The sequence below is a fragment of the Fusobacterium perfoetens ATCC 29250 genome (genome assembly GCF_000622245.1).
Taxonomy (GTDB): Bacteria; Fusobacteriota; Fusobacteriia; order Fusobacteriales; family Fusobacteriaceae; genus Fusobacterium_B; species Fusobacterium_B perfoetens.
Window position 1 is genome coordinate 316,269 of record NZ_KK211416.1, and the last position, 23,211, is coordinate 339,479.

20 protein-coding genes and 1 tRNA gene are annotated in these 23,211 nt (G+C 25.6%); 7 read left to right on the top strand and 14 right to left on the bottom strand.

What is annotated here, in order from left to right:
• Positions 1 to 79 precede the first annotated feature (79 nt).
• The 3 genes from T364_RS10770 to T364_RS0108445 form a co-directional block, all read right to left on the bottom strand.
• The gene (locus T364_RS10770; protein WP_051532702.1) at positions 80 to 2,116 is read right to left on the bottom strand and encodes a transglycosylase domain-containing protein; all 2,037 of its coding nucleotides are present in this window, start codon (positions 2,114 to 2,116) and stop codon (positions 80 to 82) included.
• A 14-nt stretch (positions 2,117 to 2,130) separates the two neighbouring features.
• On the bottom strand, positions 2,131 to 3,180 hold the full coding sequence (gene rlmN, locus T364_RS0108440; protein ID WP_027129198.1) for a dual-specificity RNA methyltransferase RlmN: 1,050 nt from the start codon (positions 3,178 to 3,180) through the stop codon (positions 2,131 to 2,133).
• 75 nt (positions 3,181 to 3,255) lie between these two features.
• Positions 3,256 to 4,380, bottom strand: coding sequence for an alanyl-tRNA editing protein (locus T364_RS0108445; RefSeq protein ID WP_027129199.1), 1,125 nt, complete (start codon positions 4,378 to 4,380; stop codon positions 3,256 to 3,258).
• Positions 4,381 to 4,527: 147 nt separating this feature from the next.
• Here T364_RS0108445 and T364_RS0108450 point away from each other — a divergent pair.
• Positions 4,528 to 4,614: transfer RNA gene (locus T364_RS0108450), tRNA-Leu, on the top strand.
• A gap of 55 nt (positions 4,615 to 4,669) precedes the next feature.
• On the opposite strand, the gene T364_RS0108455 is transcribed toward T364_RS0108450, so the two are convergent.
• The 6 genes from T364_RS0108455 to nox form a co-directional block, all read right to left on the bottom strand.
• Positions 4,670 to 5,386, bottom strand: a complete 717-nt coding sequence (locus tag T364_RS0108455) for a hypothetical protein (protein ID WP_027129200.1) — start codon at positions 5,384 to 5,386, stop codon at positions 4,670 to 4,672.
• A 2-nt stretch (positions 5,387 to 5,388) separates the two neighbouring features.
• Positions 5,389 to 6,282 carry a type II toxin-antitoxin system HicB family antitoxin gene (locus T364_RS10990; protein ID WP_051532703.1) on the bottom strand — a complete coding sequence of 298 codons (894 nt, stop codon included), beginning with the start codon at positions 6,280 to 6,282 and terminating at the stop codon, positions 5,389 to 5,391.
• Between the two features lie 10 nt (positions 6,283 to 6,292).
• Positions 6,293 to 6,907 carry a hypothetical protein gene (locus T364_RS0108465; RefSeq protein WP_027129201.1) on the bottom strand — a complete coding sequence of 205 codons (615 nt, stop codon included), beginning with the start codon at positions 6,905 to 6,907 and terminating at the stop codon, positions 6,293 to 6,295.
• 15 nt (positions 6,908 to 6,922) lie between these two features.
• The gene (locus T364_RS10995; protein ID WP_027129202.1) at positions 6,923 to 7,606 is read right to left on the bottom strand and encodes an MORN repeat-containing protein; all 684 of its coding nucleotides are present in this window, start codon (positions 7,604 to 7,606) and stop codon (positions 6,923 to 6,925) included.
• Positions 7,607 to 7,780: 174 nt separating this feature from the next.
• The gene (locus T364_RS0108475; protein ID WP_027129203.1) at positions 7,781 to 10,597 is read right to left on the bottom strand and encodes a DEAD/DEAH box helicase; all 2,817 of its coding nucleotides are present in this window, start codon (positions 10,595 to 10,597) and stop codon (positions 7,781 to 7,783) included.
• Positions 10,598 to 10,865: 268 nt separating this feature from the next.
• Positions 10,866 to 12,200, bottom strand: a complete 1,335-nt coding sequence (gene nox / locus T364_RS0108480) for a H2O-forming NADH oxidase (protein ID WP_027129204.1) — start codon at positions 12,198 to 12,200, stop codon at positions 10,866 to 10,868.
• 157 nt (positions 12,201 to 12,357) lie between these two features.
• Here nox and proB point away from each other — a divergent pair, with 157 nt between their 5' ends.
• The 4 genes from proB to rfbD are packed head-to-tail and all read left to right on the top strand — an operon-like array spanning position 12,358 to position 16,339.
• Positions 12,358 to 13,158, top strand: a complete 801-nt coding sequence (gene proB / locus T364_RS0108485) for a glutamate 5-kinase (RefSeq protein ID WP_027129205.1) — start codon at positions 12,358 to 12,360, stop codon at positions 13,156 to 13,158.
• Between the two features lie 12 nt (positions 13,159 to 13,170).
• Complete coding sequence (locus T364_RS0108490; protein ID WP_027129206.1) at positions 13,171 to 14,415, top strand: glutamate-5-semialdehyde dehydrogenase; 1,245 nt, start codon at positions 13,171 to 13,173, stop codon at positions 14,413 to 14,415.
• A gap of 56 nt (positions 14,416 to 14,471) precedes the next feature.
• Positions 14,472 to 15,491, top strand: a complete 1,020-nt coding sequence (rfbB, locus tag T364_RS0108495; protein ID WP_027129207.1) for a dTDP-glucose 4,6-dehydratase — start codon at positions 14,472 to 14,474, stop codon at positions 15,489 to 15,491.
• 8 nt (positions 15,492 to 15,499) lie between these two features.
• On the top strand, positions 15,500 to 16,339 hold the full coding sequence (rfbD, locus tag T364_RS0108500; protein WP_035945594.1) for a dTDP-4-dehydrorhamnose reductase: 840 nt from the start codon (positions 15,500 to 15,502) through the stop codon (positions 16,337 to 16,339).
• 70 nt (positions 16,340 to 16,409) lie between these two features.
• Here rfbD and T364_RS0108505 read toward each other — a convergent pair whose 3' ends face one another.
• Both T364_RS0108505 and T364_RS0108510 read right to left on the bottom strand, forming a co-directional pair.
• A complete protein-coding gene (locus T364_RS0108505) occupies positions 16,410 to 16,976 on the bottom strand; it encodes a xanthine phosphoribosyltransferase (protein ID WP_027129209.1) in 567 nt (188 codons plus the stop codon).
• 21 nt (positions 16,977 to 16,997) lie between these two features.
• The gene (locus tag T364_RS0108510) at positions 16,998 to 18,512 is read right to left on the bottom strand and encodes a nicotinate phosphoribosyltransferase (RefSeq protein ID WP_027129210.1); all 1,515 of its coding nucleotides are present in this window, start codon (positions 18,510 to 18,512) and stop codon (positions 16,998 to 17,000) included.
• Positions 18,513 to 18,714: 202 nt separating this feature from the next.
• Between T364_RS0108510 and dtd the strand changes: the two genes are divergently transcribed.
• Entirely contained in the window at positions 18,715 to 19,182 is a 468-nt protein-coding gene (gene dtd / locus T364_RS0108515; RefSeq protein WP_027129211.1) for a D-aminoacyl-tRNA deacylase, read from the top strand.
• A gap of 29 nt (positions 19,183 to 19,211) precedes the next feature.
• On the opposite strand, the gene T364_RS0108520 is transcribed toward dtd, so the two are convergent.
• The 3 genes from T364_RS0108520 to ggt form a co-directional block, all read right to left on the bottom strand.
• Positions 19,212 to 19,775 (bottom strand): chromate transporter, encoded by a 564-nt coding sequence (locus T364_RS0108520; RefSeq protein ID WP_027129212.1) that lies wholly within the window; start codon positions 19,773 to 19,775, stop codon positions 19,212 to 19,214.
• Positions 19,772 to 20,311, bottom strand: coding sequence for a chromate transporter (locus T364_RS0108525; protein ID WP_027129213.1), 540 nt, complete (start codon positions 20,309 to 20,311; stop codon positions 19,772 to 19,774). The genes T364_RS0108520 and T364_RS0108525 overlap by 4 nt, the downstream gene beginning before the upstream one ends.
• Positions 20,312 to 20,393: 82 nt before the next feature.
• Positions 20,394 to 22,025, bottom strand: a complete 1,632-nt coding sequence (gene ggt, locus T364_RS0108530) for a gamma-glutamyltransferase (protein WP_027129214.1) — start codon at positions 22,023 to 22,025, stop codon at positions 20,394 to 20,396.
• Between the two features lie 456 nt (positions 22,026 to 22,481).
• On the opposite strand from ggt, the gene T364_RS0108535 reads away from it, so the two are divergent.
• Positions 22,482 to 23,210 (top strand): transporter substrate-binding domain-containing protein, encoded by a 729-nt coding sequence (locus tag T364_RS0108535; protein WP_027129215.1) that lies wholly within the window; start codon positions 22,482 to 22,484, stop codon positions 23,208 to 23,210.
• Position 23,211: the final 1 nt, after the last annotated feature.

Sequence of the window (23,211 nt, forward strand, 5' to 3'; positions counted from 1 at the left end):
AATATTTATTATAAATTTAATTTTCTTTATAGTTATAATAAAAAAACTACACTTAACAAAGTTAAATGTAGTTTTTTTATTAATTATATAAAATTTCTGCTATATTTTTTCTATATTTATTTGATTGTTCTATTTCTATTGTATGATTTTCCATTAAGAATTTTCTTGCATTCCATTTAGTTGATAAAAGTCCGTTATCTGGGTCTAAGTTCTGATAATATAAATCACCACTTGCTACTAAACTATCAATAAATTCAAACTTACTAGGAGAATAATATCCAGCATTTATTATTTCTTCATAATATCTTTTCCAAATAGGAGCAGCTAATCCTCCACCTGTTCCTCTAGGAATTTCTTTATTATCATCATATCCTAAATAAACTGTTGTTACATATTCTGGAGTTATTCCTGCATACCAAACACTTAATGAATCGTTAGTTGTTCCAGTTTTTCCTCCCTGTTCTATATTTTTTCCTTTTTTAGTAACTACAGTAGCAGGTTTACTTGTTCCATATTTTACAGAACTTACTAATAAATTAGTTGTAAGAGCAATATCTTTAGTATCAAAAACTTTTTTCACGCTTGGAGTATTTTTAATTAAAGTATTTCCATCTTTATCTCTTACTTCTAAAACATACATTGGTTCTACAATGTAACCTCCATTAGAAAAAATAGCAAATGCTTTTGATAAATTTAGCGGTGTAGCTGTTAAAGCTCCTAAAGCAGCACTTAAATTTGTAGTTGGTTCCATTCCAATATCTAATTTCTTAACATTTTCATTTAAAAATTTTGGTGTAATATCTTCTAATAATTTTATAGCAACACTATTAGCTGACCTATTAAATGCTTCAAGTAAAGTTTGATTATTTTTATATGTGGTTGTAACATTTTTAGGTGCCCAACCATTATCATAAAGAGCTCTAGAATCTTCTATTATGGTATTTTCTTTATAACCTTTCATTATTGCAGAAAGATATACAAAAGGTTTAAAAGATGAACCAATTTGCCTACGAGAAGATATAGCTCTATTAAAGTTTCCAGGAATAAAGTTTCTTCCACCAATTATACTTGTTACATAACCATTTGAACTATTAATAGTTACCATAGCTCCCTCTAACTCTGGATTATCAACTATTGGTTGATATTCATTAAATACTTGTTGAGCTACTTTTTGCATATTGTAATTAAGAGTTGTAAAAACTTGTAAACCACCATTATAAATAAGTTCTTCATCAAAATTTTCTTGTAAATAATCTAAAACTAAATCTGTGAAACTTGGAGCTAAAGATTTATTTACTTTTTCTCTTTCGTAAACAATAGTAGTTGTTACTGGGTCTATTTTTCCCTCTACATCTTCTTCTAATATAAATTTATGATTTATAGCTTTTTGATATTCAGATTCACTAATAAATCCATAACGCTTCATTTGTGAAAGGACTAATCTCATTCTCTCTAATGAAGCATCTAAATTTTTTCTAGGATTATAATATCCAGGTCTATTAGGAATTCCAGCAAGCATTGCAGCCTCTGAAACATTTATATATCTAATATCCTTTTTAAATAGAGATTTTGCAGCACTTTTTACTCCATAATCTCCTTCACCAAAATAAATTTCATTTAAATATTTTACGAAAATTTCATTTTTAGTGTATCTTTTTTCTATCTCAATTGTTAAAATTGCTTCTTTTATTTTTCTTGATAATTTTTTTTCATGATTTAAAAAAGCATTTCTTGCTAATTGTTGAGTAAAAGTACTAGCTCCTTGACTTTTACTTCTTGATTTTATATTTACAACAATGGCTCTCATTAATCCAATAGGGTCAATTCCATAATGATTATAAAATCTTCTATCTTCAATAGCTACAAAAGCATCTTTTAAATTTTCTGGTATTTCATCAAATTTTGCTGGTATTCTTGATTCTCTGTATAATTCATCTATAACTACTCCATTTATATCATAAACTTTTGTAGGTATTGATGGTGTATAAGATTCTATCAAGTTTTCTATATCTGGCATTTGTTTTTTATAATGATTTATAACTAAAGTCACACTTAAAATTCCAGTAAAAAATAATGCTACACATGTTATTAAAGTTATTTTAAAAGCTTTTTTCATTGAATTATCTCCATTTATTTAGTTGTTCTTTGTCTTAATTGTCCACAAGCTCCGTCTATATCTGTACCTTTTTCTCCTCTTATTATAACATTTACTTTTCTATCATTTTTTAAATAATTATAAAATTTCTCAATTTTTTTCTCACTAGGTCTTTCAAAATCATTTTCTACCACAGGGTTATATGGTATTAAATTTAATGCATGGTCAAATTCGTGTACAAAGTCTGCCAACATTTCAGCATCTCCTTGTGATACATTGAAGTCTTTTATTAAAATATATTCAAAAGTAATTCTTCTATTTGTTCTTTTTTGATATTCTTGTAATACTGTAAATAAATCTTCTAATGGATATTTTTTATTAATTGGCATTAGTTCATCTCTTTTTTCATTAAATACAGCATGAAGAGAGATTGCTAATTCAACTTGTAACTTTTCTTCCATTAATCTTTCTATTCCTGTGATAATTCCAGATGTTGAAACTGTTATTTTCCTTCTTGAAATGTTAAGTCCTTTCTCATCAGAAATTATTTTAATAACTTTTATTAAATTATCAATATTTAAAAATGGTTCTCCCATTCCCATAAAAACTATATTATTTACATTTTGTTCTCTATTTCTAAGTCTTCTTTCTATTGTATAAATTTGATTTAGAATTTCATGAACTGTAAGATTTCTCTCATATCCTGAAGCTCCTGTTGCACAAAATTTACATTTTATAGGACATCCAACTTGTGTAGATACACAAACTGTATTTCTATCTTTATGTTTTAATAATACTGTTTCTATTGTATTCCCATCTTCTAATTTAAATAAAAATTTCTCTGTTCCATCTATTTTTGAAATTTGATGTTTTATTATATTTAATAATGGTATATATGAATTATTGTCTAGAGCTTCTCTATCTTTTAAAGAAATATTTGTCATATCATGAATATTTCTAACTAACTTTGAATGCAACCAATTATATATTTGTTTACCATAAAACTTTTTCATTCCAAGTGATAAAATATAATCTGTTAATTCAGCCTCATTAAGATTTAATAATGCTATTTTTGAATTTTCCATTCTTCCTCCATCTTTATAAAAAATTGTATTTGACTATATATTTTATCAGTTTTTTAAAAAAATAACAAGTCTTTATTATAATATGTTATTTAATAACTCCATTATTTCCTCTTTTGTAGCAGTTCCTTTTATATTTCCCTGATTTTGACTTCCACCACCTTTTAAGGTATTTTTCTTTTCAACAATTTTTTTAATAATTTCATTACAATTTAAAGTATTACTACTTAACATAATTGCACTATCTGAAATTCCTATAAATGTTTCATCTCTATCAGAAAAATATTTTCTAACTTCATTAATAACATCTTTTTCATCTTCATAAATCACAAATTTTTTATTTTTTATAACTGTTGAAGTTTTTATTAAAGTTTCAAATATATTTTTTGAATATTTTTGATTTAAAAATCCATAAGCTCTTTTTAAATTTTCATGCTCTATCATATATTTTTCTAACATTTCAATAATTTCATTGTCTCTGCAACTAAATTTATGATTTAATTCTTTTATAACTTCTGATTTTTTATTATAATCTCCAATGGCTCTGTCCCCAGCTAATAAATAAAATCTTGTATATTTTCCTTTTATTCTTTCATGAGAAAGAATTTTTAAAACTCTCGCTTCTTGAATATTTTTTAGATGAAATCCTGCACAAGCACAAAAATCATAATTTTCTATTTCTACAATTCTTACAAGACCTTCTTTAATTTTCTCACTAAGTGGTTTTCTAAGGGGTAATTCTTTTGCCTCTGAAATAGTTACATTTTTTTCTATTACTTTAGCACCATTTTTTATTACTTCATTTACTTTTTTCTCTAACTTTTTTACAATTTCTTCTGAAATATTGTCACTATCTAAATCAACAGTAGTAACTTCCTCAGCCATTCTAAACCCTACATTATGTAATCCAAAATATTTCGTAGCAATTCCTGAGAATAAATGTTCTGCTGTATGTTGAACAGCTATATCCTCTCTTCTTTTCATATCTATAGAATATGAGTATTTTCCAATTTCTAATTCTCTATCTATTATAATTTTATCAGGTAGAACTTCTAAAACTTTAGCTTCACCTATATGACCTCTATCACCTAATTGTCCACCCTTTCCATCTATATAAAATTTTAAAGAATTTTCTTCTAAATAATTTACAGTTATTTCATAATTTTTTTTATTTTTTATACATTTTATTATCTCTAGTTCCAATTAAGTCACCTCTTTAAAATATAAATTTATAAAATAATTATACTATAATTTTTTTTATTTTCAAAGTTAAAAAATAAAATGTCTTTTTCTTAAAAAAATATTGACATTCTAACTAAAATAATGTATTATATTTCGTAGCAAGTAATTGCCCAGATGGTGAAATTGGTAAACACAACAGACTCAAAATCTGTCGGTAGCAATACCTTGCGGGTTCGAGTCCCGCTCTGGGCACCATTTAATAAATAATTTTTTATATAAAAAACAGCCCAAAAGGCTGTTTTTCTTTCTATTATTTCTCTTCCTCTTTTATTACCACATTATTTTTATTAAATTCTCTTAATTTTCCTTTCTTGTTACCATTTACTACTAAATAATCTTTTTTTACTCCACCGTTTTTATATCTCTCTAAAATATATCTTTCTTCTTTAATTTCTCTTTTTTCATTATATTTTCTTACTGCTATAATATCTCCATTTTCATAGTAAACTTCTTCTAATAAGTTTCCATTCATATCAAAACTATTATTTTGAATTAAGTCTTTTATCTCTCCATTCTCAAATTTAATTACTTTTTGAATTTCTCCATTCCAATTTCTAAGAGTTCCAAGTCCTGTATATAATTTATCAGTAATATAATCATAATATTTTCCAGAATCATGATATAGACGGAATTGAGTATTTATAATTTCTCCATCTTTACCCATAACTTCTTTTGTAGAAGGATATTTTATTCCATCTAAAAATATTCCATACATTATTATTTGTCCTTTAAAGAAATTTACAATCTTGTTATACTCCTCTTTCTCTTTTATAGCATCCTCATCTTTTTTCTCTATATATTTATTAATTTTTTCATATATTTCTTTTACTTCTTTTCTTGCTTCTTTTTTATGTAAAACTTCTGCTTCATAAAGTAATTTAAATTTTTCTTCCTTATTTAATTCTTTATACCTTCCACAAGAACATAATAATAATCCTATAAATAAAATAGTTAATATTTTTTTCATAATTATTCCTCCTGAGAAATTTCTTCTGATTCATCTGGATTCTTATTTTGTAAAATAAAAGATACTCCCATTGAGATTAATCCTAAAAATAATACAATCCAAGCAAAAGAAAATCCAATATAAGGTCTTGCTTCTTTATCGATACTCATAATTTGAATAAATAAATATAAAAATGACATTATATATAAAACAGCAGAAATTAATATTCCTGATTTAAAATAAAATTTATGTTTTTTATAAGCTGAATAAGCTGTAAAAGCTCCACTCATTATAAATAATATAACTATAAATCTAATAGTAAATGTTTGTTGAGATATATCTACAAATCCTTGGAAATCTTTTAATCTTCCTAAAGTTGTCACTCCAAATCTTATTTTTCCAAAGAAAGGTATATTAGCCCCAACAAAAGGCATAAACGCTCCTAATATATATAAAATTCCACCTACTACACCTATAAAATGATAGTTTTCACTTTTTACATTAGTTCCTATTTTATTTTTTACAAACTCTTCAGATTTATTATAAATTTTTTCTACATTTTCTTTAAAATCACCTTTCAACATTTCTTCAGATTTATTACGAAAATTGTCAAAAGTTTCTTTTACATTTTCTTTATTAATATTAAATTTTATTAAGTTATTAATAGTTATATAAGTTGTAAATTCCCCCTCTTGTAAAGTTTTTTGTATTTCCATTATTTCTTTTGCTGTTGGTATTTCTAGATTTTCATCTTTTAATTCTTGTAACTTTGCTTTTAATATTCCAGTAGCTATCTTTTCTATCCCTTCCTCTTTTTCAGCTAATCCTGTTATTCCTTCAAAATCTGGAAATTTTATTAAAAATTTTCCATTTTCTAATTGTTTTATTACAGCTATATATTTATATGATTTTTCCATAATATCCTCCTTATCTTATACTTTGTCTAGTTTGTCTTTGTTGAATTTGGGAATTATTATTTTCTACTTTCTCTTGGTTTACTTGATTTACTCTATTTTGTTTTACAGTTTTTGGGTTTTGAATTTTATGAGTTGTTGCTATAAGTTTATCATTAGAATATACACGAGTCATTACTTTTTCAGGAATTATTCTTAAATCTTTTTTTAGACTATATTGTGAATAATTTCCATGAAGTTGCTTTATAGTATTTCCATTTACATCATTTCTAAAATATCCATAACTAACAATTTTTCCATTTAAGTCATAAATAGGAAATGTTGTTACAACTACTAAAGATGAATTTGTTTTATTTTGAACTTTTCCAACTAATGAAGTTTCCAAACCTGTTTTTTCTACATATTTTATTTCTAATTTATATCCTTCAAAAGCAAAGTTTTTACCAGAAGGAACAGGTAATTTTATACTAGCAGGAGTATCTCCTTTTAATTTTTCAACCATTCCCACCACATTATCTATTCCAGCTTCTACTCCACTTGAAATCTTATTCATCACTGTATCTACATTTGTACATCCTACAAAAAATAATCCTACAATCAAATTAGCTATTAATAATATTTTTTTCATAACTCCCCCTAAAAATTATTGTCTTTGACCATTTACATATTTATATATTTCTTCTTTTCCATTTTTAAATATATATTTTGCATCTCCATCAACTACACCATTTTTATAGTTATAAATCTCTTTATCTCCATTTGAAAAATAATATACAGCTTCTCCATTTTGTAGATTATTTACATATTTATATACTTCTTTATCCCCGTTTAAAAATTTTATCTCTGCTTCTCCATTTTTTATTCCATTTTGATAATTATATGTTTCTACTACTCCATCAGAATAAGTAAGAGTTGCTTTTCCTTCAGGTTTACCATTTTTTTCTTTATAAACTTCTGTTGAAACTATACTTTTTCCATTAAAATTAGTTTTTATAACATCATTTTTAGTTTTATATTCTTTTTTTCCTATAACTTCCCCTTTATCATTTTTTATTTCTTCTACCTTATTAAAACTGCCTTGATTTTCTTTATTATTCATTCCAACTTTTTTCTTAATAGCTTCAAAATCTAGAGGCACATAATCTTTTGCCACCTGATTTTCTTTTAAATCAACTTGATATTCTTGATTTACAAAAGTAGTTCCAAATATCTTTTCTATATTTTTCTTACTATTCCTTTTATCAAGATATGTCATTGTTCCTGAAATACTTGCTGCTATAATTATTGAAATTCCAATTCCTAAAAATAATTTCTTTTTTTCATCCATAATTAACTCCTTAATCATAAGACATTCGTTTTTTTATTTTTTCTAATCTTTTTTTTTAAAGATAATTAAATAAAAATACTTATAATTTTATAATATATAAATAAGATAAAAAAGTCAATATTTTAGAAAATTTTTTTATTTTATGCTATAATAAGTTTATTTTTAATACATATTTTATAATATGAAATATTCAAATAAATCTTTTTGAATTTCATTTTTTAATTTTAAAGTATATTTTATATAACTTTCTTCTTTTTCATTAAAACATTGTTGAAATTCCATAACTCTCTCTACTTCTCCTAGATAATAAAAATTTTCTCCCTCTTTTTTCTTCATAAAAACTTCAATACTATAATAATTATCTGCTATCTTTCCTTCAATAGTTTTTACTCCCTTTTTCTCTAAATAACGATTATTTTTTGAAAACCATGTAAAAATACCAGAATTTACAAATTGATTATCAAATAAATTATTGTTGTCTAAAGTTATAAAAATTATAACCTTTTTTTCTTCTTCAAATGTTGTATATCCACTAACTTGATACCCATTATTAAAATCTAAATTAAGATTCCAAAATCCTTGTTGTTTTGTGTACTCTTTATATTTTAATATAGATTTTTCTCCTGTTTGTTTATAATTTTTTTCTACATAAGCTAAGTTATAATTTATTAAATCATCTATCAATTTTTTAAAATAATTATTTTTATCATACGACTTTTTAAAGTCATCTTCTATAATAAATATATTATTATCTCTTTTAATTATAGGCTCATAAGTTTTTGCTGTAGAAAGACTTGTAAATATCTCTTTTGTAAAATGTTTTAAAGCATTCTCTATACTTTCTTTTTGATTATTTAAAAAATATCTTTCTTTTATAGTTTTTTCTATCTCCTCAATAGTTATTTTTCCTTTTTCCAAAATTAGTTTTAAAATATTCATCTCATGTAGTCTTTTACTTGGAGTAAAAAATGATGATAAATATTCTAAATAATTTTTTTCTAATTTTGTTAAATTTTCTACAAATTTTGGTCTTAAAACTTTTAAAACTTCATCATAATCTTTTTTATACTTCAAAATTATATTTGGTTCTATCATATTTCTATTAAAGAAATCAAATAAAAAAGGAATTCTTCCAAGTTGTTTTTCTAATAAATTAAAATCATGTTCAATATTTTTTTTAGTAGAAAAATTTGTAGAATTTATATTTTCAAATATTCTTTCTTTCACTATCTCTTCAAAAATTATACTACTTTCCCCTGGAATCATATTTGTCCCATTAATTAAAAATCTTTTCATATAATCTTTATCAAAACTATTATTTTGAGATATAGCAGTAGGAATTAAAAAGTTATTTTTATAATTTCCTATAAAATCAAGAATAACTACATAATCTTTGTCATTATATTTTCTAAGCCCACGACCTAATTGTTGAATATAAATTATAGAAGATTCTGTTGGTCTTAAAAATATAACTTGATTTACACAAGGAATATCTATCCCCTCATTAAATATATCTACAGATATAATATATGAAATCTCTCCTTTTTCCAATTTTGAGATTGCATTCTCTCTCTCTTCATTTGTATTTTTTCCTGTTAGTCCAATGGATAATATTTCTCTCTCAAGAAATTTTCTTTCTAATTCATAAACTTCCTCTACTCTTGATACAAATATAAGTCCATGTAACTTTTCTCCAGAATATCCATAATATTTACTTTTTTCAAGTATATGGTCAACTCTTTTATCTATAACTAAATCTTTTATAGTAGTATCTTCAGATATCTCTTTTCCATCAATTAAAATATCAGAAATACCAAAATAATGGAAAGGGCAAAGTAAATTTTCTTTTAAAGCATCATGTAATCTGATTTCATAAACTATATTGTGGTCAAACATCTTATAAATATCAAAATTATCACTTCTTTCTGGAGTAGCCGTCATCCCTAAAATAAATTTAGGTTTAAAATAATTAATTATTTTCTGATAAGTTTTAGCTCCTCCATGATGAACCTCATCTACTATTATGTAATCAAAATATTCTGGAGAAAAATTGCTAAGGTGTTCATCTCTATTTAAAGTTTGTACCATAGCAAATAAATAGTCTGTATCAATAGGACATTCCCCATATATCCCCATTTTTTTATCATCAATTATACTTTTAAATGTAAGAAGTGACTTATCCAAAATATTTTTTCTATGGGCTAAAAATAAAAATTTTTTAGGTTTAACTTTTTTTACATCAAAAGCTCCAAGATAAGTTTTGCCTGTACCTGTAGCACTTATTAAAAGTCCTTTTTTTTCATTTTTTCTTAAAACCTCTAAATTTTCTAAAGCTTCTTTTTGCATTAAATTTGGTTTTACATCTTTTAATAATATTTTCTCATTTTCATAATTTATTTTTTTATAAAATTCTCTACTAGATAGATACAAATTTTCATATTTTTCTATATCTTCCATAGTAAGAATTGGTAAATCCAAAAAAATATTATTAAATTTTTCTAAAGAATCTTGTATTAATTTTCCATTTTCTAAAGAAGTTACTTTTAAATTCCATTCAAAATTAGTAGTTAAAGCTGTTTGAGTAAGATTACTACTTCCTATTATCATTGTCCAAATATTACTTTTTCTAAAAAAATATCCTTTAGCATGGAATTTTTCTTTAGATAATAATTTTATCTCTATATTTTTGTATGAAAGTAATTTCTTTAATGCTTTAGGTTGAGTAAAATTAAGATAATCTCCTGTAAGAATTTTTCCCTGTATATTTTTTTCCTCTAAAATTCTAAGTTGTTCTAATAATAAAGTTATTCCACTCTCTGTTATAAATGCTACAGAAATTATAAATTCATCACAATTTTCTAATTGACTTCTGATAGTAGTTATTATCTTTTCTTCATTATTAGAAAGTAATTTATGTTGATATTCTTCAAAAGAATTAAATTCACTATTAATTAAACTAGTTTTATAACTATCCATTAAAGATAATTCCATATTATCCTCCATTTTTTTATAATTATTATATCATATCTTTATTTAGGATAAAAAATCTTTATTTATATTTATTATAAGTCCATCTCTATACTATTTCATTTATTTTTAACAATAAATTTTCTTATGTTTCAATAGTATCTTTGAACCATAAAATTTATTCTTACAAATTTATGAAATCTAAATTTTTTATTAATTATATCTTTTGTTATTTTAAATTATTTTTATAAAAAAATACACCTAAAAATTTTAGGTGTATTAAAAATTTTAATTATTTTGCACTTAAAGCAGCCATAGTTATATAGTTATATGGTTGATTGAAATGAGGTAAGAAGAAAATATCTAATAATTTTAATTTATCAATAGTTACTTTTTCTTGAATAGCTAATGAAAACATATGAATTCCCATAGATATATCTTGTTTTGAAGCCATTTGAGCTCCTAAAACTCTTCTTGTTTCTTTATCATAAACTATACGAATTTTTACTTTATTATTATTATGCTCTATGAAAGCTGGTTTTTGTAAATCTTCATAGTCAGTAGCAATAGCATTATATCCTAATCTAGTAGCTTTTTCTAAAGTTAATCCTGTTGAAACCATATTTAATCCAAATATAGAAATTCCATTAGAACCTTGTACTCCTATACTTTCTAATTTTGTTCCACATACATTATGAGCTGCTACTACTCCAGAACGAACAGCGTTAGTAGCTAAAGCTATATAATTTGTATTTTCAATAGAGTTATCAAATACAGTAGCACAATCTCCAATAGCATAAACATCATCTAAACTTGTTTTTTGAGTTAAATCTACTTTATAAGCTCCATTTTTAAATAATTCAAGAGTTCCTTTTCCTAAAATATTATTTGGAACAAAACCAACAGCTAAAATTACCATATCAGCTTTATAAGTTTTCTTATCAGTTACAACTTCTTCTACTTTATCAGTTCCTTTTATTTCTAAAACTTTTTCTCCATAATTTACTTTAATTCCATTATCAGATAAATTTTTACTCATCATATTTCTGAATTCAGTATCATAATATCCTGATAAGCAACTATCACTTAAATCAACAAGATTTACATTTTTTCCACATCTTTGGAACGCTTCAACTAACTCTACTCCAATATATCCAGCTCCAACTACAACGATATCTTTTAAATCTTGACTTTTTAATTTTTCTATAACATCTGCTGCATGTTGATATAATTTAACAAATTGAACATTTTTTAAATCTTTTCCTGGAATATTTAAGTCAATTGGTAATGAACCTGTTGAAAGTATTAATTTGTCATATGATTCCTCATATTTTTCTCCATTTTTTCCAGTTGCAAAAACAACTTTCTTTTCAAAATCTATATTATTAACTTCAGTTTCCATATGAATTTTTGCTCCTTTAGATTCTAAAGTTTCTTTAGAAGAATAAAATAATCCCTCTGGTCCAGAAATTTGTTTCCCTATCCATAAAGCCATTCCACAACCTAAAAAGCTAATGTTTGAATTTCTATCGAAAACTACTACTTCGTTATTAGGATAATTATTTAATATTGTATTTATTGTAGCTGTTCCAGCATGATTTGCTCCCACTACTACTATTTTACTCATTGTATTACCTCCAAAAATGTTATTATTATAGTTTGATATAAAACTATTATACATTAATAAAATAAAAAAGGCAAGGAATTTTCACGAAAAAACTCTTTAAAAAAAATTTTTTTTTTAATATAATATAAGTATCAATAATTATGAGGTGAATATATTAATGGAAAATACAAGAGAAAAAATAAAATCCTCTAAAAGAATAGTTATAAAAGTTGGAACTTCAACATTAACATATTCAAATGGAAATTTGAATTTTCATCTTATGAATAGACTTGCTTGGGTTTTAGCTGATCTAAAAAATCAAGAAAAAGATGTAATTTTGGTTACTTCTGGAGCTATTGGAGTAGGTTCTAAAAAATTAAATTTTAAAACTAGACCTACAGAAATTAGAGAAAAACAAGCTGCAGCAGCTGTTGGACAAGCTGAACTTATGCATATTTATCAAAATTTTTTAGGTGAATATAATCAAGGAGTTGCACAAGTCCTTTTAACTAAAGATGATTTTAAAGAGGGAGAAAGAAAAACAAATACAACAAATACTTTAGAAACTCTTTTATCTTTTGGAGTAATTCCAATAGTAAATGCTAATGATACAATCTCTACTTTTGAAATAGAATTTAGTGATAATGATAGACTATCAGCTAGTGTTGCTTCATTATTAAAATCAGACCTTTTAATAATTTTAACAGATATAGATGCACTTTATGATTCAAATCCTAAAACTCATCCTGAAGCTAAAAGAATATCTTATGTAGAAAAAGTTACTGATGATATTTTAAAAATGGGTGGAGAAAAAGGGAGTGAATTTAGTGTAGGTGGAATGGAAACTAAACTTCTAGCAGCTAGAGAGTGTTATGATGGTGGAGTTATGATGGCTATAATAGATGGTTCAAATCCTTTATATATTGAAGATTTAATTCAAGGAAAAGATATAGGAACAATTTTTGGTTGTTCTAAATAATTAGGAGGATATATGTATATTGAAAATTTAGGATTATTAGCAAGAGAAGCTGAAATACAGATTGCTCAACTTTCAACTGAAATTAAAAATGAAGTTTTACTAAAATCTGCTGAAGCTCTTTTAAAAAATTCTACTAAAATTATAGAAATCAATAAAAAAGATGTAGAAAAAGCTAAAGAATCTGGAGTAAAAGATGCTTTTATAGATAGACTTACTCTAACAGAAAAAAGAATTAAAGATATGGCTGATGGCCTAAAACAAATTGTTTCTTTAAATGACCCTGTAGGAGAATTTATATATGGAAAAACTTTACCTAATGGACTTATTATTCAACAAAAAAGAGTTCCTTTAGGAGTAGTAGCTATAATTTTTGAATCTCGTCCAAATGTTACAGCTGATGCTTTTGGATTATGTCTAAAAAGTGGGAATGCTGTTATTTTAAGAGGTGGAAAAGAAGCTATAAATACTAATATTGCCATTGTAAAAGTTTTTAAAGAAGTTTTAAAAGAATGTAATTTGAATGAAAATGCAATTCAAATCGTTGAGAATACAAGTCATGAAATTGCAAATGAACTTATGAAAGCTCATGAATATATTGATGTCTTAATCCCTAGAGGAAGTTCAAGACTTATAAATACAGTTATTAATAATAGTACAATTCCTTGTATCCAAACAGGAGTTGGAAATTGCCACATTTTCGTTGATGAAAGTGGAAAATTAGATGATGCTATAAATATAATTATAAATGCAAAAACTCAAAGACCTGGTGTTTGCAATGCTGTTGAAACTCTTTTAATTCATAAAAACATCGCTAAAGATTTACTTCCTAATTTAGGAAGAGAATTAATTTCTAGAAATGTAGAAATTAGAGGAGATGAAACAGTAAGAAAATATATAGAAAATTCTGTTGAGGCTACTAAAGAAGATTGGGCAACAGAGTATGAAGATTATATTGTAGCAATAAAAATTGTAGAGGGATTAGATGAAGCTATAAAACATATAGCAAAATATGGAACTAAACATTCAGAATGTATAGTTACAGAAAATTATTCTAATGCTCAAAGATTTTTAAATGAAATTGATGCTGCTGCTGTATATATTAATGCTTCCACAAGATTTACAGATGGTGGTCAATTTGGTTTTGGAGCTGAAATAGGAATTAGTACTCAAAAACTTCATGCTAGAGGTCCTATGGGATTAAAAGAACTTACTACAACTAAATATGTAATAATGGGAAATGGGCAAGTAAGAAAATAATTTAAAAGGAGGAATTGTATAATAAATATTTTTATTTATCATACAAAATATAATTTATGAAAATAATAGTAACAGGTGGAGCTGGATTTATTGGTGGAAATTTTGTCCACTATATGTTAAAAAAATATAATGACTATAAAATTATCTGTCTTGATAAATTAACTTATGCTGGAAATCTTGAAACTTTAGCTCCTGTAATGGAAAATAAAAACTTTAAATTTGTAAAAGGAGATATTGCTGATAGAGAATTTGTATATAATCTTTTTGAAGAAGAAAAACCAGATATAATAGTTAATTTTGCTGCAGAAAGTCATGTGGATAGGTCAATAGAAGACCCTGGAATATTTTTACAAACAAATGTGATAGGAACAGGTGTTTTATTAGATGCTTGTAAAAAATATGGAATAAAAAGATATCATCAAGTTTCAACTGATGAAGTTTATGGAGATTTACCTTTAGATAGACCAGATTTATTTTTCACAGAAAGTACTCCATTACACACATCAAGTCCATATTCTGCTTCAAAAGCTTCTGCTGATTTATTAGTACAAGCTTATCATAGAACATTTAAACTACCTATTACAATATCAAGATGTTCTAACAATTATGGACCATACCATTTTCCAGAAAAATTAATTCCTTTAATGATAGCTAATGCACTAAATGATAAGCAACTACCTGTTTATGGAAAAGGTGAAAATGTAAGAGATTGGTTATATGTAGAAGACCATTGTAGAGCAATAGATATGATAATTCATAATGGAAGAGTTGGAGAAGTCTATAATATTGGTGGACATAATGAAAGGACTAATTTAGAAGTAGTAAAAACTATAATAAAAGAGCTTGGAAAGTCAGAAGATTTAATAAAATATGTAACAGATAGACCAGGACATGATATGCGTTACGCAATAGACCCAACAAAAATAAAAGAAGAATTAGGTTGGGAACCAGAAACTTTATTTGATGAAGGAATAAAGAAAACAATAAAATGGTATTTAGATAATAAAGAATGGTGGACAAATATAATAAACGGAGAATACCAAAATTATTATAAAAAAATGTATGAAAATAAATAGGTGATATTATGATATTAATTACAGGAGCTAATGGACAACTTGGTTTTGATTTTCAAAGATTATTTAAAGAAAAAAATATAGAATATATAGCTACTGATGTAAATGAATTAGATATAACAGATATAGAAAAAGTAAGAGCTTTTGTAAAAGATAAAAATATATCTTTAATTATAAATTGTGCTGCCTATAATAATGTTGATAAAGCAGAAGATGAAATAGAACTTTGCACAAAGTTAAATACCTATGCCCCTAGAGATTTAGCAATAGTTTCTAAAGAAATAGGTGCTGAATATATAACATACTCTACTGACTTTGTATTTGATGGTAAAAAAAATTCCCCATATACAGAAAATGACACTCCTAATCCTTTATCTACTTATGGAAAAACAAAATATTTAGGGGAACAAGAAGTTTTAAAAAATTATGAGAAATCTTTTGTAGTAAGGAGTTCTTGGGTTTTTGGTATTGCTAACAATAATTTTAACAAACAAGTTATTAACTGGAGTAATGAAAAAACACAACTATCTTTAGTAGATGACCAAGTGTCAAGTCCTACATATTCTAGAGATTTAGCTTATTTCACTTGGAAACTTATTCAAACAAAAAAATATGGACTTTATCATTTCTCAAATGATGGAGAAGCTTCAAAATATGACCAAGGAAAATATCTATTAAATAAAATTGGTTGGAATGGGGAATTAAAAAAAGCTAAAACTAGTGATTTTAATTTAAAGGCTCAAAGAGCACCTTATACAAAGTTAAGTAGTGAAAAAATTGAAAAACTTTTAAATGAAAAAATTCCAACTTGGCAAAATGGAATTGATAGATTTTTAAAAGAAAATAAATAAAAATAAAAGGATTATTCTTAGTTAATAAACTAAGAATAATCCTTTATTTTATATTTTAAATTTATCTCTATTATCTAAGAGTAATTTTATCATTTTCTAAACTATCAATAATTGCTAGAGAATGTAAGTTTATTCCTGCTCCTTTTAAAATTTTTGCTCCATCTTGAAATCCTTTTTCTACAGCAATTCCAACTCCTACTACCTCTGCTCCAGCTTCTTCAACTATTGTTTTTAAACCTAAAATTGCATTTCCCATAGCAAGAAAATCATCAACTATAAGTATTTTATCCCCTTTGTTTAAAAATTCTTTAGAAACTGTAATATTATATTCTTTTCCTTTTGTAAATGAACGAACAACAGTATTATAACTATCTCCCATTGTAGATGGCTTATTTTTTTTAGCAAAAACTAAAGGTACTTGAAAGGCATGTGCTGTTGTAACTCCTATAGCTATTCCAGAAGCCTCAATTGTCAATATTTTATTTACACCTAAATCACCAAATATTCTTTTAAATTCTTCTCCCATAGCATACATTAAATTGGGATCAATTTGATGATTTAAAAAGCTGTCTACTTTTAATAAAGCCGAATTTGAAACATGACCTTTTTCAATTATCATTTTTTTTAGCATTTCCATAAACTTGTATCTTCTCCTTATCTATTCATTAATTTCTTTTGATATACTTTCTATTAATTTAACTTTTAATTCTCTTAAATCTTTTGATAAATTTACTTTATATTTATGAGGAAACTCTAATCTTTTTCTCTCCTCAGATACTTTTTCAAGACTTTCTAAATAATAATTTCTAGAGCCAACTACATCTTCTAAAATTTCATGTTCATCTGTTATAATTCCATTTTTTACATAAACTCTTGTAAGTTTTTTATAAGTATATTCCCCTTTTATTAATGTACTATTTTTTAATGGGTCTTGTTCATCTCTAGTATTAAAAGTTTCTCCATTAATTATATTTTCTCTATCCTCATCTTTTTCTCTAGCTAAAGTAATTACATCAACATATGCAAATCCATTTTTATCATATATTCTATATACTTCTTTAAAACCAGGATTCGAAACTTTTATTAAATCTTCAGATAATTTTATAACAGGTTGATTATCAATTTCTACAATTTTATATACTCCACCAAAACAAGGATTTGATTTACTAACCGCTATTGAATCTCCAACACCAAAAATATCAACTGAAGCTTTTTGCTCTTTTAAAGACTTTATTAAATCTTCATTTAATCCATTAGTTAAAAATATTTTTGCCTTTTTTAAACCTGCTTCATCTAAAGCTTTTCTACATTTTTTAGATAAATAAGCTAAATCTCCAGAATCTATTCTCACTCCATAAATTCCATCATAAGAATCATCAATTCCATTTTCTTTAAAAGCTTCTATAGCATTTTTTATTCCCATTTTTAAAGTGTTGTAAGTATCAATAAGTAAGATTAAAGCATTTGATTTTCTATTTTTTCTATATTTTATAAAAGTTGAAAAAGCTTCTTTTTCTGCCTTACTTCCTACTCCAAAAGTTTGAATATATGAATGAGCCATTGTTCCAACACTAGGTACTCCATATCTATATTCTGTTACAAGATTAGAATGAGACATACATCCTCCAACTATTGAAGCTTTTGTTCCTGATACAGCACTATCAAATCCATGAGCACGTCTACTTCCAAAAGAAGATACAGCTATTGGATGAGCTGCTCTTGTAACTCTAGAAGCTTTTGTAGCAATAGCCATTTGCATATTCATAATATTTAATATAGGAGTTTCTAGAATTTTAGCCTGAATAAGAGGAGCTTTTACTGTAATTACAGGTTCATTTCCATAAGCTATTTCTCCTTCTCTCATAGCAAAAATATCTCCTGTAAATTTTAATTTTGATAAATAATCCACTAGATGTTGCTCTTGAATTATTTCTGAAAAATATTTTCTTTTTTCTTTTTCAGAAGTTTCATTTAAAATTTTTATAAGTTCCACTACCTCATATATTCCAGACACTACAGCAAGACCATTATCCTCTGTTTTTCTGAAATACATATCAAAAATAGCTTCTCTTTCATGAGTATTTTCCATTACAAAGATATCACTTTCTGTATATTGATACCTATCTGAGTTTATAACTCTTGCAAAATCTGTTAATGCTTTTACTCTCTCCATTTTCTACCTCATTACTTTTATTTATATGTACTTTTTATTTTTTATATGATATTAGAGATATTATAGCACTAAATCAAAAAAAAATGAACTTAATTTTAATTTTTTAAAGATAATATTTATATTTATTTAATTGAATAAATTTTTTTTGTATAGTATAATATTTATAATTAAAATAAAAATTATTATATTTAAGGAGAAAATTATGAGAGCATTGATACAAAGAGTTCTTGAGTCTGAAGTTAAAATAAATGATAAATCTATAGGAAAAATAGGAAAAGGATTTTTAGTTCTTTTAGGAATAACTCACACAGATACCAAAAAAGAAGTTGAATGGTTAGCTAATAAAATAAAAGGCCTTAGGGTTTTTGAAGATGAAAACGGAAAAATGAATTTAGGACTTGATGAAATCTCTGGAGATATTCTTATAGTTTCTCAATTTACTCTTTATGGAAACTGTATTAAAGGAAAAAGACCTGGTTTTACTGAAGCTGCTAGACCTGATATTGCTATTCCTCTTTATGAAAATTTTATAGAAAAATTTAAAGAATTTAATGTTGGTAAAGTTGAAACTGGTAAATTTGGTGCTGATATGAAAGTTTCTCTTATAAATGATGGTCCTGTAACGTTGATTATTGATACAAAGGATATAAAAAACATAAATGGAATATAAAAAAATTAGGAGATTTTTCTCCCAATTTTTTATATTATTCCACTATAAATAATAACTCCTACTATACCTGAAACAAAAATTATTGTCACAGGGCTTAATTTAAACTTTCTTAAAATTCCAACTCCTAATAAAAATAAAACTACTGCTATCTTATTAATATTTTCTAAACTTCCTATAACTTTTTCTCCCCAAAATGCAGATACTATAATAGAAAGTCCAGCTGATCCTATCAATGCAACCACAACAGGTCTTAATACATCTAAAACTTTTTTTACAACAGCTAAATTATTATATTTATAATAAAAATATGCTAAAGTCATAACTATTATACATGATGGAGTAACACAACCTACAGTAGCTATTATTGCTCCTAAAAGTCCTCCTACTTTTGTTCCTACAAAAGTTGAAGCATTTAAAGCTATAGGTCCTGGAGTCATTTGAGAAATAGTTAAAAGATCAGTAAATTCACTCATTGTAAGCCATTGATGAATTTCTATAACTTGATGTTCTATAAGAGGAAGTGCAGCATATCCACCACCTATACTAAAAAGTCCAATTTGTACAAAACTCCAATATAAAGTTAAATATATCATTTTTTTACCACCCCAATTAAAGCAGCAATAATTATTATTAATGCTACATTTACATTAAATATGTAAGCTACTATAAAAGCGATTATCATTATTATAACTTGACTTAATCTTTTTTGTTTAACTATATCCAAAATCATTTTATATACAGCATCAAAAATAACAGCAGCAACTCCAGCCTGCATTCCTTTTAAAGCTGCATTTATTATTAGATTAGTTTTAAATGTTTCATAAAAAAAAGAAATTATAGTTATAATTATAAGTGGTGGTAAAACAGTTCCTGTTATTGAACAAAAAGCTCCTGGAATTCCAGCACTTTGATATCCTACAAGGATAGATGTATTAACAGCTATAGGTCCCGGTGAAGATTGTCCAATAGCGACTAAATCTAACATTTCCTTTTCTTCTATCCACTTTAAGTCTTCAACAAATTTTTTTTTCATAAGAGGAACTATAACATATCCTCCTCCAAAAGTAAAAGCACTTAAATAAAATGTTGAAAGAAATAGTTTCCAATATGATCTTTTTTCTTTTTCCATAATTAATCCCCTCAAACTTAAAAAATTCTATATAATAAATATTATATACTCTTTTTCTTTTTAGGTAAATAATTTTTTATATTTACCAAGCTGCTACCACTCCATCTGTTCTTGGTTCTGTAGCTCCAACTAATACTCCCTGTTCATTTCTCCAAATTATTTGTCCTCTTCCCATTGCAATAGAATCAGGAACAACTTTTATTTCATGTCCCATTCTAATTAATTCCTCAGTTATAGCATAAGGAAAATTTCTTTCTACTTCTATTTTTTTTCCTCCTACCCATTGCCAACGAGGAGCATCCAAAGCTTCTTGAGGATTCATTCCAAAGTCAATAGTATTTGTTAAAACTTGTAAATGACCTTGTGGTTGCATAAATCCTCCCATTACTCCAAATGGTCCTATAGGTTTTCCATCTTTAGATAAGAATCCTGGAATTATTGTATGATATGGTTTTTTACCTGGAATAGCACAATTTTCACTTTCAACATCTAAATTAAAATTATTTCCTCTATTATGAAGAGCAATTCCTGTCTCAGGTATAACTATTCCTGAACCAAATCCCATATAATTACTTTGAATATATGAAACCATATTTCCATCTTTATCAGCTGTACAAAGATATACAGTTCCACCACAAGATGGGTCTCCATATTTAGGGTCAATAGCTTTTTCTCCAATTAATTTTCTTCTTTTTTCTGCATATTCTTTGGAAAGTAGTTGTTCTGGTGTAACTTTCATATATCTACTATCTGTTACATAATGTTGCCCATCTACAAAAGCTAACTTCATAGCTTCAATTTGTCTATGAATAGTTTTTGCTGATTCTCTAACAGATTCAAATTTAAATCCCTCTAAAATATTTAAAGCCATAAGAGCAACTATTCCATGGCCATTAGGTGGAATTTCTGAAATAGTATATCCTCTATAATTAGTACTTATAGGTTCTACAAACTGAGCTTTAAAATTCATTAAATCTTCTTTTCTTAAAAATCCTCCTGTTTTTTTAGAGAATTCATCTATTTTTTCAGCAATTTTTCCTCTATAAAAAGATTCACAATTAGTTTCAGCCAATTCTCTTAAAGTTTTTCCATGATTTGGAAGTTTTATAAATTCACCTGGTTGAGGAGCTTTCCCTCCAAAAGTAAAAGTTTCAAACCAAGGTTTAAATTCCTCTTTTATTTTATTATTTTCATTAAAAGAATTCTTATAATTCTCAAAAGCCATATTCCATAATTTAGAAATTATAGGAGAAACAGGAAATCCTTCCTCAGCATATTCTATAGCTGGCTTTAAGATTTCTTTTAAGGATAATTTTCCAAATTTTTTAGATAATTCAGCCCAAGCTGATGGAATTCCTGGAACAGTTACAGGAATCCAACCATATTTAGGCATAGTATTTCCATACTTTTCTATAACTTTTTTTGTATTAAATCTCATAGGAGCTGGTCCTGAAGAATTCATTCCATATAATTTATCTTTTATCCAAACAAGAGCAAAAGCATCTCCACCTATTCCATTACTTGTAGGTTCTAAAACAGTTAAAGCAGCAGCCACTCCTATAGCTGCATCAACAGCATTTCCGCCTTTTTTTAAAATATCTAATCCTACTTGAGCAGCAAGAGGTTGAGAGGTGCAAACCATTCCTTTCTTTCCATAAACTACTCTTCTGGTTGAAGAATAACTATATTTTAGAGCATCAAAATCAAAATCCATAACCCCTCCTAAATTAATATTTTTACTTTATATTTTTATTATTAGTTTTATTCATTTTTCCTTTATTTTAATATTTTTTATTTTTAAATTTCTTAATATTATAAATAAAATTATAGTCAATATATTTCTAATAGTCAATATATTTCTAAATAATCAATAAAAGTTATTTATTAAATAATTTTTATAATATTAAAAAAATTATTGACTTTTAAAAAAAATTATATTATAATTCTAAAAAAATTCATATTTGAAAAATTTGGAGGAGAGTATGTTAAGACATTTAAGGAGGAGCAATTTACAATTAAATAATTATTTTTGTTCCAAGAAAAGTGTCTTTTTGAAATCTTTTTAATATATTTTTATGTCCTTTAATAAGGTTATATAATATTGTTTTCAAAATACCAGTTTTTTGGCTGGTATTTTTTATTTTAATCATTAAAAATTTAGGAGGGATTTATGAAAAAATTATTATTTATGTTATCTTTAGCATTTATATTTGTTGCTTGTGGAGGTTCTTCTGAAAAAAAACAAGAAGAAAAAGTTTATATTATAGGAACTAATGCTGAATATCCACCATTTGAATACATAGAAAATGGAAAAGTTTGTGGTTTAGATGCTGACATAATTGAAGAAGCAACTAAAAGAATGGAAATAAAATATCAATGGTCTAATATAAATTTTGATGGTTTAATTCCAGCTCTTCAAACAAAAAAATTAGATATAGTTATTGCTGGTATGAGTATTACTCCTGAAAGAGCCAAATCTGTTAATTTTTCTATGCCTTATTTAGTTTCTAAAGTAGCTTTTTTAGGAAATAAATCTAATCCAATAAGTGGAGTTGAAAATTTAGTTGGAAAAACTTTTGGAGCTGAGTTAGGGACAACAAAAGAAGCTTCAGCTAGAAAAATAAAAGATTCAAAAGTAGTTCCTTTTGCTGGAAATACAGCTGCTCTTATAGCTTTAAAATCACAAAAAGTTGATGCTATTGTTGTTGATGAAAGTGTTGCTAATAGTTATCTTAATGGAAATCCTGAATTAATGTTAATAGGCTTCCAAGAAGGAGAACCTAAAGCTGTTGCATTTAATAAAGAAGATGCTGAACTTTTAGAAAAATTTAATAAAGTATTAAAAGAGATGTTAGAAGATGGAACTATAGATAATTTAAGAAAGAAATATGGTGTTTAAT